The 14,319-nt window shown below is 61.2% G+C and carries 11 protein-coding genes; 6 read left to right on the top strand and 5 right to left on the bottom strand.

Going from position 1 to position 14,319, the window contains the following annotated elements; genetic code table 11:
• Nucleotides 1-810: 810 nt before the first annotated feature.
• From BWR59_RS13580 to BWR59_RS13595, 4 genes are all read right to left on the bottom strand, one after another.
• On the bottom strand, nucleotides 811-2,217 hold the full coding sequence (locus BWR59_RS13580; protein WP_081566154.1) for an FAD-binding oxidoreductase: 1,407 nt from the start codon (nucleotides 2,215-2,217) through the stop codon (nucleotides 811-813).
• Nucleotides 2,218-2,312: 95 nt separating this feature from the next.
• Entirely contained in the window at nucleotides 2,313-3,107 is a 795-nt protein-coding gene (locus BWR59_RS13585; RefSeq protein WP_081566155.1) for a helix-turn-helix domain-containing protein, read from the bottom strand.
• A gap of 250 nt (nucleotides 3,108-3,357) precedes the next feature.
• Nucleotides 3,358-4,800: an aldehyde dehydrogenase gene (gene aldA, locus BWR59_RS13590; RefSeq protein WP_081566156.1), complete on the bottom strand. Its 1,443-nt coding sequence runs from the start codon at nucleotides 4,798-4,800 to the stop codon at nucleotides 3,358-3,360.
• An 80-nt stretch (nucleotides 4,801-4,880) separates the two neighbouring features.
• Complete coding sequence (locus BWR59_RS13595) at nucleotides 4,881-7,055, bottom strand: PQQ-dependent dehydrogenase, methanol/ethanol family (RefSeq protein WP_081566157.1); 2,175 nt, start codon at nucleotides 7,053-7,055, stop codon at nucleotides 4,881-4,883.
• 457 nt (nucleotides 7,056-7,512) lie between these two features.
• Here BWR59_RS13595 and BWR59_RS13600 point away from each other — a divergent pair, with 457 nt between their 5' ends.
• From BWR59_RS13600 to BWR59_RS13625, 6 genes are all read left to right on the top strand, one after another.
• Nucleotides 7,513-8,124, top strand: coding sequence for a paraquat-inducible protein A (locus tag BWR59_RS13600; RefSeq protein ID WP_081566452.1), 612 nt, complete (start codon nucleotides 7,513-7,515; stop codon nucleotides 8,122-8,124).
• Nucleotides 8,121-8,735 carry a paraquat-inducible protein A gene (locus BWR59_RS13605; RefSeq protein ID WP_081566158.1) on the top strand — a complete coding sequence of 205 codons (615 nt, stop codon included), beginning with the start codon at nucleotides 8,121-8,123 and terminating at the stop codon, nucleotides 8,733-8,735. The genes BWR59_RS13600 and BWR59_RS13605 overlap by 4 nt, the downstream gene beginning before the upstream one ends.
• Nucleotides 8,728-10,410, top strand: coding sequence for an MlaD family protein (locus BWR59_RS13610; protein ID WP_081566159.1), 1,683 nt, complete (start codon nucleotides 8,728-8,730; stop codon nucleotides 10,408-10,410). The genes BWR59_RS13605 and BWR59_RS13610 overlap by 8 nt, the downstream gene beginning before the upstream one ends.
• Nucleotides 10,407-11,021, top strand: coding sequence for a PqiC family protein (locus tag BWR59_RS13615; protein WP_081566160.1), 615 nt, complete (start codon nucleotides 10,407-10,409; stop codon nucleotides 11,019-11,021). Before BWR59_RS13610 ends, BWR59_RS13615 begins: the two co-directional genes overlap by 4 nt.
• A gap of 356 nt (nucleotides 11,022-11,377) precedes the next feature.
• The gene (locus BWR59_RS13620; RefSeq protein ID WP_081566161.1) at nucleotides 11,378-11,842 is read left to right on the top strand and encodes a helix-turn-helix domain-containing protein; all 465 of its coding nucleotides are present in this window, start codon (nucleotides 11,378-11,380) and stop codon (nucleotides 11,840-11,842) included.
• A 79-nt stretch (nucleotides 11,843-11,921) separates the two neighbouring features.
• Nucleotides 11,922-13,232: an amidase gene (locus BWR59_RS13625; protein ID WP_081566162.1), complete on the top strand. Its 1,311-nt coding sequence runs from the start codon at nucleotides 11,922-11,924 to the stop codon at nucleotides 13,230-13,232.
• Nucleotides 13,233-13,343: 111 nt separating this feature from the next.
• Here BWR59_RS13625 and araH read toward each other — a convergent pair whose 3' ends face one another.
• Nucleotides 13,344-14,309, bottom strand: a complete 966-nt coding sequence (araH, locus tag BWR59_RS13630) for an L-arabinose ABC transporter permease AraH (protein ID WP_081566163.1) — start codon at nucleotides 14,307-14,309, stop codon at nucleotides 13,344-13,346.
• Nucleotides 14,310-14,319: the final 10 nt, after the last annotated feature.

Below are 14,319 nucleotides of genomic sequence, written 5' to 3' on the forward strand. Positions count from 1 at the left end.
TGCGTTGTGCCTGAAACACCGCCTCGCTGCCGTCGTGACCTCCGGCGTCTCCCACAGGGGGCTTGATGCAGTCATGACCTCGTGGGCGCTGCTGGCGACAGCAGCCAATACGATGGGGCGGTGACCGCGTTGTGCCTGAAACACCGCTTCGCTGCCGTCGTGACCTCCGGCGTCTCCCACAGGGGKCTTGATGCAGKCATGACCTCGTGGGCGCTGCTGGCGACAGCAGCCAATACGATGGGGCGGTGACCGCGTTGTGCCTGAAACACCGCTTCGCTGCCGTCGTGACCTNTGGCCGACGACCGCGTTGTGCCTGAAACACCGCTTCGCTGCCGTCGTGACCTCCGGCGTCTCCCACAGGGGGCTTGATGCAGTCATGACCTCGTGGGCACTTCTGGCGACAGCTGCAAATGCGATGGGGCGGTGACCGCGTTGTGCCTGGAACACCGCTTCGCTGCCGTCGTGACCTCCGGCGTCTCCCACACAAACCGCGTGCGCCGCTGTGCCTGTGGGAGCAACCCGAGGTCACGAGGGTCGCGAAGGCGGCAGTTAATTCAACATCAAGACCATTGAGTCTGCACACTACCCCTGTCACTGCCGTCATGACCTCCGGCGTCTCCCGCTGAGATCGTGTCACAGCTGGTAGGCGGTTACGGCCATAGCGCAGCTTTCGGGACACCACGGTCCTGTGGGAGACGCCGGAGGTCACGACGGCAGCGAAAGCGGTGGGTTTGTCGAAACAGATATGCCTGACTTGACGCTCTTGACCTTGCCAATGAAAACAACCTGTCAACTGCCTGCGGCGTTCACTTACTTCATCATCCCCTCCATGAAATCCGCCACAGCGCTGGCAATCTTCCGTCGCCAGGCCGGCGTTGCAGGGTCGGCGAGGGTTTGATCCTCGCTGACAAAACTACGGATGATTGCGTTATACCCCAGCCAGCGGCAGGGCTCGGGCTCCCAGCTCTTCAGGCTGTTGAGTGAGCCTGCGCGAATCACCCAGGGCTGACGCACTAGCGGCGTGTCGCGCTCAAGGATCAAATCGGCCAGCGTGCGCCCGCCGAGGTTGCTGGCGCCGACGCCCTCCCCGCCATACCCGCCAGACAACGCAATGCCGCTGGCCCGGTCGCAGAGCATGTGCGGATGAAAACGTCGGGCCATGCCCAGATTGCCGCCCCAGGAGTGCGTGATGCGGGTTTTCTTCAATTGCGGGAACAGTTCGCCGAACAGATAGCGCCGCAACTCGATTTCGCTGCTGGTCAGGTCGAAGTTTTCGCGCAGACGACCACCGAACTGATACCCACCGCGCGCGCCGAACACCAGCCGATTGTCCATGGACCGCTGGCCGTAAGTGACCTGCCGGCTGCTTTCGCCGAACGCCTGCCCCTCACTCAGACCAATTTCGTCCCAGACGCTGGCAGGCAAGGGTTCAGTGGCGACGATCAGACTTTGCACCGGCAACTGATAGCGGCCCAATGGCGGCAGCTTCGCGGCATAGCCTTCCACCGCAGGCACCACCCAGCGGCTGCGAATCTGTCCGTGAGCCGTTGAGACCAGCCCCGAGCGCCAATCGGTGGCCGGAGTGTTCTCGTAGATCGGCACGCCCATGGCCTCCACTGCACGCGCCAGCCCGCGCACCAGTTTCGCCGGTTGCAGGGTGGCCAGATGAGAAAAATGGATCGCTCCGTAAGGGCGCGCAATGCGCAGTTGCCCCGCCAGTTGCTCGGGGCTCAGCCAGCGGTAATCGGCTTCGGTCAGGCCCTGTTTGTAGAGCTTGTGCAGATACTCACGCAGGCTGCGCTCCTGCTCGGGATAGCGCGCCGCACAGTACAGCGCCCCACCTTTGCGGTAATCGCACTCGATGCCTTCGCGGTCGAGCACGCTTTTCACTTCATCGGGAATGCCGAACAGCAGGTCGTAGGACGCACGACGCTCCTCGGCCGACAGCCCGGCAAGCATGCGGTCTTCACCCAACAGATTGCCCATCAGCCAGCCGCCGTTGCGCCCGGATGCACCGAAGCCGGCAGTCTGCGCCTCGACGATGGCGACATTCAGCTGCGGCGCATGGCGCTTGAGGTAATAGGCGGTCCAGAGCCCGGTGTAGCCTGCGCCGATGATCGCCACATCGACGTCGATGTCTTGCTGCAACGAAGGACGCGCCGCCAGAGGCTCATCGAGCTGGTCCATCCACAAGCTGATTTTTTGCCACGCTGGCATTGCGACACTCCATCGAACATCGGTAGATGCCGTTGATGCTAGACGTTCGCCTTAGCGGTTGTCTTGCGTGCGTGCCCGCAAAGAATCCCGCGGGCTCAGCTGGAGAGGCTCTGTTTGATCCAGGCCTTGGGCGTCAGGCCCGTGCGTTGGCGAAAACAACTGTAGAACGCCGACAGCGAATTGAACCCGGCGGCAAAGGCCAGTTCGTCGATGCGGGCGGGTTGCGGGGTTTTCTCCAGTGCATCGAGGACGTGCTGCAGACGGGCCTGATTGACGTAGCGGTAGAAGCTTTGCCCCAGCACCTGATTGAGCAGATAGGACATCTGATTGCGGCTGTAACCGCAGGCCTTGGCCACGCGCTGCAAGTCCAGATCAGGATCGAGATATGGCTGCTGGCGCAGGAAGTAGTCCTGCAGATCGTCAGCCATGAAGCTCAGCTGCCTGGGTGAAAGCCCCAGACGACTGACGCTGGGCCGGGCTTTTTGGGTGGCTGTGCCGCCAACGCTTTCGCGCACCAGCGAGGCGTATTCGTTGACCCGCCAGATGAGCCCATCGCGCACCGTGATCGCTTCACTGGCGCGGAACGACACCAGCCCCCGGCCGCCGCGCAGCGTGACTTGATACTGGATGAACGCGGTGTCGCCGTCGATGCGGATGCGGTCGCTGTGTTCCAGGGCTTCGTCGGCTTCGCGCGGCATGCTGACCCGCACGTACTCGCGCAACTCGGCCAGGCCCAGCGTGCAGTTCTGGAAGAAGTCGTGGTACTGGATGTCCGGGTGATACAGCGCCATCACGCCGTCCAGGTCTCGGTCCTTCCAGCGCAAGTGATAACGCATGACGGTTTCGCCGGTGGCCTTGGTTTGCTCGGGGCCGTCGTCGGGCAGGGACATGGGTGACTCGGAGGTGGTGGAGACAGGGGGACAAATTACACGAATGTGATCGCTGAGGAGACAGCGTTGGTTATTTGGCTGCACTGGCCAGCCAAGCTGCAACGGTGGGAGGGAGCTTGCTCGCGAAAACGTCGTGTCAGTCGACACATCCATGTCTGAGAAACCGCATGCGCGAGCAAGCTCCCTCCCACAACGCTCTGTTCAGATTTCATTCTTTACAGAGGCCTTTGGCGCTTGGCTGTCCTACTTCTCAAATCTGGATATACACCACATGGGTATGGGTGAATTCGTACACCCCATGCTTGCCATCCGCACCGCCGATTCCGGACTTGCGGATCCCGGCGTGGAAGCCCTGCATCGCCTCGAAGTTCTCGCGGTTGATGTAGGTCTCGCCGAAGTCGATCTCGTTGCAGGCGCGCATCGCGGCGCTGAGATCCCGGGTGTAGATCGATGAGGTCAGGCCGTATTCACAGTCGTTGGCCAGGGCGATGGCTTCGTCCAGATCATCGACGATCTGAATCGGCAGCACTGGCCCGAAGATTTCCTGACGCATGATTTCCATGTCCTGACGGCAGTTGGCGAGCACCGTCGGTTGGTAGTGGAAGCCCTTGCCGTTCTTGTCTGCAACCGCGCCACCGGTGATCACTTGCGCGCCATCGCCGACGGCGGTCTTGACCATCTGCGCAACCTTGTCCAGACCGACCTGGTTGACCAACGGCCCCATGTCCAGTCCTTCTTCGGCCAGCGGGTCGCCATACTTGGTCGCCGCCATCGCCGCACTCACCTGTTCGACGAACTGGTCAGCCACCTTGCGCTCGACGTACACCCGCTCTGCGCAGTTGCAGACTTGTCCGGTGTTGATCACCCGCGAGGCGGTAATCGCTTTGACCGCCAGCCCCAGATCGGCATCGGCCAGCACGATCGCAGGCGCCTTGCCACCCAGCTCAAGGTTGAGTTTGGTGATGTTGTGCGCGGCGGCGGCCATGATCCGCTGACCTGTGGCCACGCTGCCCGTGAAGTTGACCATGTCCACTTTCGCGCTGGCACTGAGGGCATTGCCCACTGTGGCGCCTTTGCCCGAAACGATATTGACCACGCCTTTGGGCAGGTCGGTTTCGGCGAGCAGTTTCGCGAATTCGAAGCAGTTGATCGGGGTTTCTTCACTGGGCTTGATGACGATGGTATTGCCGGTGATCAACGCCGGGGCAAGTTTGCGAGCGATGAGGAAGAACGGGAAGTTCCACGGCAGTATTCCCGCGACGACCCCCAACGGTTTGCGGAAGACGAAGATGTTCTCCCCCGGGCGGTCGCTGGTGAGGATTTCGCCTTCCAGACGACGGCCCCACTCGGCCATGTAATCCAGATAATCCGCGGTGAAGTTAACTTCCACCAGCGCCAGACCCAGCACCTTGCCTTGCTCGGCGGTGATGATCCGCGCCAGCCGGTCGGCGTTTTCACGCACTTTGCTGGCAATGCGGCGCAAATACCCTGCGCGTTCGTTGGCCGGCTTCTTCGCCCAGCCTTTCTGGGCGGCGCGCGCTGCGGCAATCGCGCGTTCGACTTCACTCAGACTGGTTTCCGGCACAGAACCCAGCAGCTCGCCATTGGCCGGATTGAAGACCTCGATCAGGTTGTCGCCCGCGCTGAATGCGCCGTCGATGTAGCTTTGGTAGATCGGTAATGAAGTGCTCATGTGTTCTGCCTCTATCTTGAATCAGGGAAAATTTCCCCGCAGCAGTCCCGCCGGACTGCTACAGGTCTGATCACTACGGACTACTGCGCCGCAGCCGTCTTCGCCGAAGCCATTTCTTTCTTAAGGTCATTGGCGCGTTTGATGATGTATTGGTGCACCAGCTCCACTTCGTCTGGCTTGAGCTCGTCGGCGAACGACGGCATGCCGTCATTCACCCGGCCGCCGTAGACGATGCCGAGGAACATCTGGTGGTTTTCCTTACTGAGCATGCGCAGATCGGGCAACACGCCGCCGCTGATGGCGTTGATGCCGTGGCAGGTGTCGCAGTGGCCGTTGAACAGCGCGCGGCCCTTGTCCACCTGCTCGGTGGTGCCGGTGAACGCCGGTGGATCGACTTTGCGGTCGGCGTATTTGTATTTCAGGTCAGGCAGTTTCGCCGTGCCACCGAGCTTGTAGGTCAGCACCTGAGCGTTGGGTTTGACCCCGGCGCGCAACGACAGGGCCCCGGCGAAGGTGGAAAACGCCCCGCCCCAACCGGCCATGAACGTCACGTATTGCTCGCCGTCCACCTCATACGTCACGGGCCCGGCCATCACGCCGGTATTGGCCGGCTGTTCCCACAGCACCTTGCCTTTGTCCGCCGAATAGGCGACCACCCGGCCATCTGCGGTGCCCTCGAACAGCAGGTTGCCCGCCGTGCTCAGGGTGCCGCCGTTGAAGATCGTCGAGTACGGCACTTCCCAGCGCGCTTCCTGCTTGAGCGGATCCCAGGCGATGAGCTTGCCGGTCCAGGTGTCGGCGAGTTTGCGCAGGCCTTCGGGGTCTTCGGGCATCATTCCGGTGTTGACCTGCAACTGGTACATGCTCTTGAACTTCTTGCGCGGCGGCTGGCCGTCGACGTCCTGATACAGCGCCGACATGATGTGCGCAGGGATGTAGACCAGACCGGTCTGGGGGTTATAGGACATCGGCTGCCAATCGTGGGCGCCCCAGAACGCAGGCTGCACCAGCAGGGCTTTCTTCTCCGGATCGCGCCAGTAGACCGCAGCCTTCTCGTCGACGATCGGCCGACCGGTTTTCATGTCGACCCCGGTGGCCCAGTTGATCGGCACGATGTTCTTGGCCGACAACAGCTCGCCGGTCTTGCGGTCGATGACGTAGAAGAAGCCGTTCTTGGGCGACTGCATCAGCACCTGACGCATTTTGCCGTCGATCTTCAGGTCCGCCAGCATGATGTGCGCGGTGGCGGTAAAGTCCCAGGCGTCGCCGGGCGTGGTCTGGTAGTGCCAGACGTATTCGCCGTTATCCGGGTTGATCGCAACGATGGACGACAGGAACAGATTGTCGCCCTTGCCTTCGGAGCGCAGGCGCGGGTTCCACGACGAGGCGTTGCCGACGCCGATGTACAGCAGATTGAGTTTCGGGTCGTAGGACATCGAATCCCAGACCGTACCGCCACCGCCCTGCTCGACGAACTTGTCACCGAACCAGGTCTTGCTGGCGATCTCCATGGCCTTGTTTTCCGGCGGCAACTTCGGGTCGCCCGGCACGGTGAAGAATCGCCAGTCCTGTTTGCCGGTCTCGGCATCGTAGGCGGTGATATAACCGCGCACGCCGTACTCCGCGCCCCCGTTGCCGATGATCACCTTGCCCTTCACCACACGCGGCGCGCCGGTGATGGTGATCGAACGGTCCGGGCTGGTGCGGGTATCGACCGACCAGACCTTCTGCCCGGTCTTGGCATCGATGGCTTCAAGACGCCCATCGAGCACACCGACGAAGACTTTACCGCCCCACACCGCGACACCTCGGTTTACCGCATCGCAGCAAGCTTCACCGGCACGGCTGCGGTCGGAATGCGGGTCGTATTTCCACAGCAGCTTGCCGTCCCGCGCATCCAGCGCGTAGACCACCGAAAAGGGCCCGGTGGTGTACATCACCCCGTCGACCACAATCGGCGTCGCTTCCACGCCCCGGTCGATGTCGAGTTTGTAGGTCCACGCAAGGCCCAGGCCGGACACGTTGCCGTCATTGATTTTCTTCAAGGGACTGAAGCGCTGTTCGTCGTAGGTGCGCCCGTGGCTCATCCAGTTGCCGGGCTCCTGATCCGCCGCGCCGATGCGCGCGCCATCTACGGCGGCAGGTTTGTCGGCGGCGAAAACCTGGGGCGTCGTGGCGACGCTCAGGGTCAAGGCAGCGAGTAACAGGCTGGTCGGGGCGCCGGTAAGGCGAAGATGCTGGCCAGGTCGGTTCATGAGGCTCTCCGTTCTTATTAGAACCGGGGGCATATGTGCCCCGGCTGAACACGGAGAGAGCAAGCGCTGTGCCACGGTCAGAAAACACCTGTTTTTCAATCAGTTATCGTCGTTGCCAGCAGCGCAACACCTTGCTGTCGCGCTACACTTGTTGCGTTTGCGGCGACACACGTCGCAACAACTCCTGCACGGGACGACGCCGAAACGTGCTTTCATTCAGCCTGTTTTTTTCTGATGACCCGGCCAGCACCGAACGCGATGCTGGCAATGTGGTCAATCTTTCATTCGCCACTACCTGCGTGCGGTTCATGACATCAGCCACACTCCACCAGCATTCGTATTGCGACGGACACCCGACCTGCGCGACCCCGTCGTTCGGCATTCAATCCTGCACAGCCGGCCTATCGTGAACACGTCCCCTTCTGCGACAACAGCGCCTACGACGGCATCGACGCCGATCGACGATCCCGACGCCTGGATCATCTGCGAGCATTGCGATTCGCTGTATCAGGCGCAGCCCTTGAACAAGGGCGAGTCGGCCTATTGCCTGCGCTGCGCCGCCGTCCTCGACCGCGGCCATCGCATGAGCATCGAACAGATGCTGGCCCTGAGCATCGCCGCCGGGATCATGTTCATCTTCGCCAACGTCTTCCCGGTCATCAGCATCAGCATGAAAGGCCTGTACAACGAGGTGACCCTCTGGGGTTCGGTGCAGGCCCTGGCCCATGGCCAGATCACGCTGATCGCCTTGGTCGCGGGGCTGGCGATCATTCTTGCACCGGCGCTGCAGATCGCCCTGCTGTTCTGGGTGCTGGTGCATGCCCATCGCAACGAGATCGCCCCCGGCTTCAAGACCTGCATGCGCACCCTCGAACATTTACGGCCGTGGAGCATGCTCGAGGTCTGCCTGCTGGGGATCCTGGTGGCGATCATCAAACTGGCGGGCATGCTCGACGTGCACCCCGGTGCGGGGTTATGGGCCATGGGCATGCTGATGGTGTTGATCCTGTTGATTGCCGGCAAGGACATCCGCCGGCTGTGGACCGAGCTGGGAGTTGAACCGGAATGAACGGCATCCCTTTCGCCCGCGAACACAACGTCACGCTCTGCCATGTGTGCAGCTATGTATGTCCGCAGGACGCTCATGAGTGCCCGCGCTGCGACTCCCCGGTGCATCAACGCAAACCGAACAGCCTGGCGCGCACCTGGGCATTTCTCATCGCCGGGCTGATTTTCTACATTCCGGCCAATACAATGCCGGTCATGTTTACCACGCTGCTGGGCAGCGCCAGTGAAAACACCATCATGAGCGGTGTCATCGAGTTTGCCGAAAGTGGCTCCTGGGACATCGCGATCCTGATTTTCATCGCCAGCATTCTGGTGCCGTGCATCAAGTTCCTGGTGCTGGGCACGTTGTTGGTGACGTGCCAGCGCCGCAGCCAGTGGGCGATGCGCGAACGTTCAAGGCTTTACCGCTTCATCGAGTTGATCGGCTACTGGTCGATGCTCGACGTACTGGTGGTCGCGCTGGTCGCGGCGCTGGTCCAGTTTCGCGGGCTCAGCACCATCGAGCCGCGGCTGGGCATCCTGTTCTTTGGTTTGGTGGTGGTGATGACGATGTTCGCCGCCATGAGTTTCGATCCCCGGTTGATCTGGGACGCAGAGGTTGAAGATGTCTGATAACACCCTACCCCCGTCAGCTCCGACGCCTGTGCGACCGCAGGTCAAGGCCCGCAAGGCGCGCGTTTCACTGGTCTGGCTGGTGCCTATCGTCGCGGGCATCATCGGCCTGTCGATGGTCATCCACGACTTCCTCAACGTCGGGCCCAAGGTCGTGGTGAGCTTTCTCACCGCCGAGGGCCTGGAAGCCAAGAAGACCCAGGTCAAATACAAGAACGTGGTGATCGGCACGGTCACCGACATCGAGCTCAGCGAAGATCGCACGCATATTCTGGCGACCATCGAGCTCAATCAATCGGCCGCGCCGTTCACCCGCGCCGATTCGCAATACTGGGTGGTGCGCCCACGCATCGGCGCCCACGGCGTGTCAGGTGTCGATACGCTGCTCTCCGGCGCCTTCATCAGTGCCGACGCCGGCAGCTCGGAGAAGACCGAGAAAAATTTCAAGGGCCTTGAGACGCCACCGCCGGTGACCTTCGGCGAGAAAGGCAAGCGCTTCATCCTGCACACCGACGACCTCGGTTCACTGGATATCGGCTCGCCGATCTATTTCCGGCGTATTCAGGTCGGCCAGGTGGTGGCCTACGAACTGGCCAAGGACGGCAAGGGTGTGGACATCGAAATCTTCATCAACTCGCCCAACGACCAGTACGTGCTGACCGACACGCGTTTCTGGAACGCCAGCGGCGTGGACGTCACCCTCGGCGCAGCGGGCCTGAAAGTCTCGACGCAGTCGCTGACCTCGATCGTTTCCGGGGGGATCGCCTTCCGCGAACCAAAGTACAGCCCTGACGCCAAAGCCGCTGATGGCAACGCCGAATTCAAGCTGTTCGAAGACCAGGCCACCGCCCTTGCGCCACCCGATGGCGAGCCCAAGTACATCCGCATGCGCTTCAATCAATCGCTGCGTGGGCTGGTGGTCAACGCGCCGGTGGACTTCCTGGGGGTGAATATCGGCCGCGTGGTGTCGGTGGATCTGGACTACGATCCGGCAACCGGAAGCTTCCCCGGCGTGGTCGGCGCCGTGATCTATCCGCAGCGTCTGGGCGGTGCCAACGACAAGCTCAAGGAACAGGCCGGTGGTGGCGACGAGGAAGAACAGACGTCGAGAATCCTCGGGCGCTTCGTCGAGCGCGGTTTGCGCGCGCAGATCCGCACCGGCAACCTGCTGACCGGCCAGCTGTATATCGCGATGGATTTCGATCCGAAAGCCCCGAAGATCGCTTACAACCCGAAATCCAGACCGCTTGAAATCCCCACCGTGGGCGGCAGTTTCGACAAGTTGCAGGAGCAACTGCAGGCATTCGTCGACAAGTTGGGGAAAATCCCGATCGACGAACTGGCCAACAATCTCAATGGCAGTCTGGTCGAACTTCAGAAGACCATGAAACAGGTGAATACCGACGTTCTGCCGCAAGTGCGCGGCACCTTGCAGCAGGCGCAGAAAACCATCGGCAACGCCAATGCAACGTTCTCGGATGACTCTCCGGCGCGCCAACAGTTGAGTCAGGCGATGGAAGAAGTCCAGCGCACTGCGCGCTCGGTACGCGTATTGACCGACTTCCTCAGCCGCCACCCCGAGTCGTTGATCCGTGGTCGCTCCGGCGATGCGGCGCCCGGCTCGTATAAAGGTTCATCCTCTTCCCGTGAAATCGCTCCGGAGCCTGTGCAATGACTGTGCGTAATCATCTGCTGACCCTGGTCTGCGCCTTGGGCCTGGGCGCCTGTTCATCGACGCCGACCCATTACTACACCCTGATCGCCCCGGCGACCCAGGCACCTGCCAATACCTCTGCGGCGCCCTTCCAGTTCGAGATGCAGGCGGTGTTGATGGCCGTGCAAGTGGATCAGCCACCGCTGGTGGTGCGTCAGGGCGATGGCAGTCTGGCCATTCTGGAAAATGAGCGTTGGGGCGCGCCCTTGGGCGATGAATTCCATGACGCCTTGACCGGCGAGCTGGAGCGCCGTTTCGGCTCCCGCGATCTGGCGGGGCTGCCCAAACAGAGCGACCAGCCGGTGCTGTCGATCCGCACCGATGTCCGGCGCTTCGAATCCGTGCTGGGCCAGTACGCCCTGATCGATGTGGTGTGGAACCTGAGTCTGCGCGGCAATGGCAGCGGAAAACGTCAGACCCTGACCTGCAGCAGTGTCATCCGTCAGCCTGCCGGTGTCGGTATGGAAAGTCTGGTACTGGCCCATCAGAAGGCTGTTTCAAGCCTGGCAGACAGCATTGCCAAAACCGCCAACAGCTGGGCTCGCCAGCCCGATTCTCGCTGCCCTTCCTGACAAACCTTGCTTCTTTCCCGGGTACTTTGGCGAGATATCCGGGACTGTTTCACTCGCATACAACGTTAATAATTCTATGACGAAATTGTACAAGAATCGCTTCGAGTACAACTTTCCATGCCCTACCGTTCATACACTTGTTTCAGAATAATTTGCGATTACCCCTCAATTGGATCCACAATCCAAATCAAGTGACGTTATATTCCTGCCTACACATCGTTAACACACCGTAGCGTCAAATGTGATGAATTACTCTAATTTCTCTATTTCCACGCACAACTTAAGCCGTGTTTGTGCATAACAGGTCGGCATTGCCATCCGACTTGTCTGCCCGTTACATCACGAAGGAGTTACACATGACAGGGATTGGTCCTAGACTTCGAGAGGAGCGCACACGCCTCAAACTGTCGCAAAGCGCACTCGGTACCGTCGGCGGTGTCGAAACCAATGCACAGGGCAATTATGAAAGTGGCGCCCGCTCCCCTAAAACCGACTACCTGTTGCGCATTGCCGAGGCCGGGGTTGATATCCAGTATGTGTTGACTGGCGTGCGACACCGCAATGCGGAACTTGCTTCTGGCTCATCGCCATCTACACAACCGGTGGTGGACGAGCACCTGGATAAAGTCACTCATCAACTACATCGCAATCTTCACGGGCTCATCGACGCGCTTTATCAAATGACAGTCTTGATAGAGTCACGCGCCAACGATACTCAGGATGAAACGCTTAAAACCGAACTCGACGTTATTCGCGCCGAAGCGCAAGAGTTGGCTCAAGCTTCTGTGCGTCTGATCTTCGTGACCTCGAAGTTGGGTTGAGTGATGGGATTTACGGTATACAACTGTTCATCTGCTCCGGCATGATCCAGTACCCCTACAGCACTTCCCGGACCGTCCCGTGCCCCTCGCCAACAGTGATCTGATCCAACTGACTGCCAGCGCCGCCGCCCGGCTTCTGCAACGTCGTGAATTGACTGCGCAAGCACTGCTCGGCGCCTGCCTTGAGGCTATCCACGACCGAGAGCCGCATGTCCTCGCCTGGCGTCAGTACGATGCCGAACGCGCCATGGCACATGCCCGGCAACTGGATCAGGGCCCTGTACTCGGGCCGTTGCACGGTTTGCCCCTTGGCGTGAAAGACCTGTTCGACACCCGCGATTTCCCGTCCGCCTTCGGCTCGCCGATTTACCAGCAGCACCAACCCGATCACGACGCGGCTGCGGTTGCGATGTGTCGCGCCGCTGGGGCAATCGTGCTGGGCAAAACCGTGACCACCGAGTTCGCCACCTTCACCCCCGGCCCCACTCGTAACCCGCACAACCCTGCGCACACGCCCGGTGGCTCGTCCAGCGGTTCGGCTGCAGCCGTGGCCGCGCATATGGTGCCGCTGGCGCTAGGGACGCAAACCGCTGCTTCGGTGATTCGCCCGGCAGCCTATTGCGGCATCGTCGGGTTCAAGCCCAGTTTCGGCCTGATACCACGTGCAGGGGTCAAGAGTCTGAGCGAGTCGCTGGACACGGTGGGCGGTTTCGGGCGCTGTGTCGAGGATGTGGCGCTGCTCACCTCGGTCATGGCCAACGCCCCGCAATGGCGGGCGTTGCCGGACGACGCCAGGCCACGTATCGGCGTGTGTCGCAGCCCTTGGTGGGACACCGCCAGCCCCGCCGCGCAACTGGCGTTCGAAGCCACGATTAGCCGCATGGCGGCTGCCGGTGCTTACCTCGTCGATGTCACGTTGACTGACGCGGTGTCGGCGCTGACCGAAGTGCATGATGAGGTGATGGCCGCCGAAGCGTTCAAGGCGCTGGCCGACGAGCGATTGAATCATCCGCAGCTCTTGAGCGAGCGCCTCAAGGAAATGCTGGAGCGTGGTGCTCGAGTGACTTATGAGCAGACCCTGCAACATCGCGCACAGGTGGCTTCGGCACGGCATCAGTTGGGCCGAGGGTTTGTGGATTACGATCTGCTGATGACGCCAAGCGCCTGTGGCGAGGCGGACCTGGGGCTGCAACGCACCGGAGATCCGTTGTTTTCCAGGGTCTGGAGTCTGCTGGGATTACCGAGTCTGAACCTGCCGGCAGGCTTCGGGCCGCAAGGGTTGCCGCTGGGGATTCAGTTGGTGGGGCCGGTGATGAGCGATACCGCGACGCTGGCGTTTGCCAGGTGGGTCGAGCAGGCTCTCGCACGGGCTGAACAACGGCGGGAGTGAGCTGACGCCCACGTCCTCTTGTAGCAGCCCGGCTTGCCGGCGATGTCGTTCTCATGATCGCGACCGCCGACAAGCCGGGCTGCTACAGGATTCAGGCGACTGAAGGCATCATCAGCGGCGTTTCATCCGGTCAATGATCACCGCCAGCAACAGGATCGTGCCGCGAATCACGTACTGGTAGAAGGTGTCGATGTTCTTCAGGTTCATGGCGTTTTCGATGATCGCCAGAATCAGCACACCGGCGATGACGTGACGGATCATCCCGATACCGCCGCTCAGCGATACCCCGCCCAATACGCAGGCCGAGATCACGGTCAGCTCGAAACCCTGACCGATCATCGGCTGGCCGGAAGTCATGCGCGACGCCAGGATCACGCCTGCCAGCGCACCGATCAGCCCGTGAACCGCGAAGATGATGATCTTGGTCCGGTCGACGTGTACACCCGCCAGCAATGCGGCTTCCTGGTTGCCACCGATGGCCAGCGAATTGCGACCGTAAGTGGTGTAGTTGAGCAACCAGCCGAAGAACACGAAGCAAGCGATAGTGATCAGGATCGGTACCGGCACGCCGAACAGTTGGCCGTTACCGAACACGAAAAACGCTTCATCGCCAACACCGACCGCCTTGCCGTTGGAGAAGATATACGCTAGGCCGCGCACGATCTGCATGGTCGCAAGCGTGGTGATCAACGCGTTGATGCGCAGTTTGGCGATGACGATCCCGTTGATCAGCCCCACCAGCAGGCCCATGGCCAATGCCGCAGACACCCCGAGGAATACGCTGTCGGTGTCGCGAATGACGATCCCGGCAATGACCCCGGAACACGCCAGCACCGACCCGACCGACAGGTCGAAATGCCCGGAGGCCAGGCAGAACAACATGGTGCAGGCAGCGATGCCGACCGTGGAAATCGCCAGCCCCAGGCCCCGCATGTTGAGCGGGGACATGAAGTTGTCGATGAGCAAGGCACAGAGCACGAAGATGCCCAGTGCAGCCAGGAGCATGGCCCAATCGTCGACGAATCGACGCATGTTCATGCCCTGGCGGGGAGCCGTCAGGCTGGTTTCGGTAGACATACGCACCTCG

It is taken from the genome of Pseudomonas sp. Bc-h, assembly GCF_002080045.1.
Taxonomy (GTDB): domain Bacteria; phylum Pseudomonadota; class Gammaproteobacteria; order Pseudomonadales; family Pseudomonadaceae; genus Aquipseudomonas.

Excerpts from the sequence above, each read along its gene's own strand:
- BWR59_RS13580 (WP_081566154.1), bottom strand. The coding sequence starts at position 2,217 with ATGCCAGCGTGGCAAAAAATCAGCTTGTGGATGGACCAGCTCGATGAG.
- BWR59_RS13585 (WP_081566155.1), bottom strand. The coding sequence starts at position 3,107 with ATGTCCCTGCCCGACGACGGCCCCGAGCAAACCAAGGCCACCGGCGAA.
- aldA (WP_081566156.1), bottom strand. The coding sequence starts at position 4,800 with ATGAGCACTTCATTACCGATCTACCAAAGCTACATCGACGGCGCATTC.
- BWR59_RS13595 (WP_081566157.1), bottom strand. The coding sequence starts at position 7,055 with ATGAACCGACCTGGCCAGCATCTTCGCCTTACCGGCGCCCCGACCAGC.
- BWR59_RS13605 (WP_081566158.1), top strand. The coding sequence starts at position 8,121 with ATGAACGGCATCCCTTTCGCCCGCGAACACAACGTCACGCTCTGCCAT.
- BWR59_RS13610 (WP_081566159.1), top strand. The coding sequence starts at position 8,728 with ATGTCTGATAACACCCTACCCCCGTCAGCTCCGACGCCTGTGCGACCG.
- BWR59_RS13615 (WP_081566160.1), top strand. The coding sequence starts at position 10,407 with ATGACTGTGCGTAATCATCTGCTGACCCTGGTCTGCGCCTTGGGCCTG.
- BWR59_RS13620 (WP_081566161.1), top strand. The coding sequence starts at position 11,378 with ATGACAGGGATTGGTCCTAGACTTCGAGAGGAGCGCACACGCCTCAAA.
- araH (WP_081566163.1), bottom strand. The coding sequence starts at position 14,309 with ATGTCTACCGAAACCAGCCTGACGGCTCCCCGCCAGGGCATGAACATG.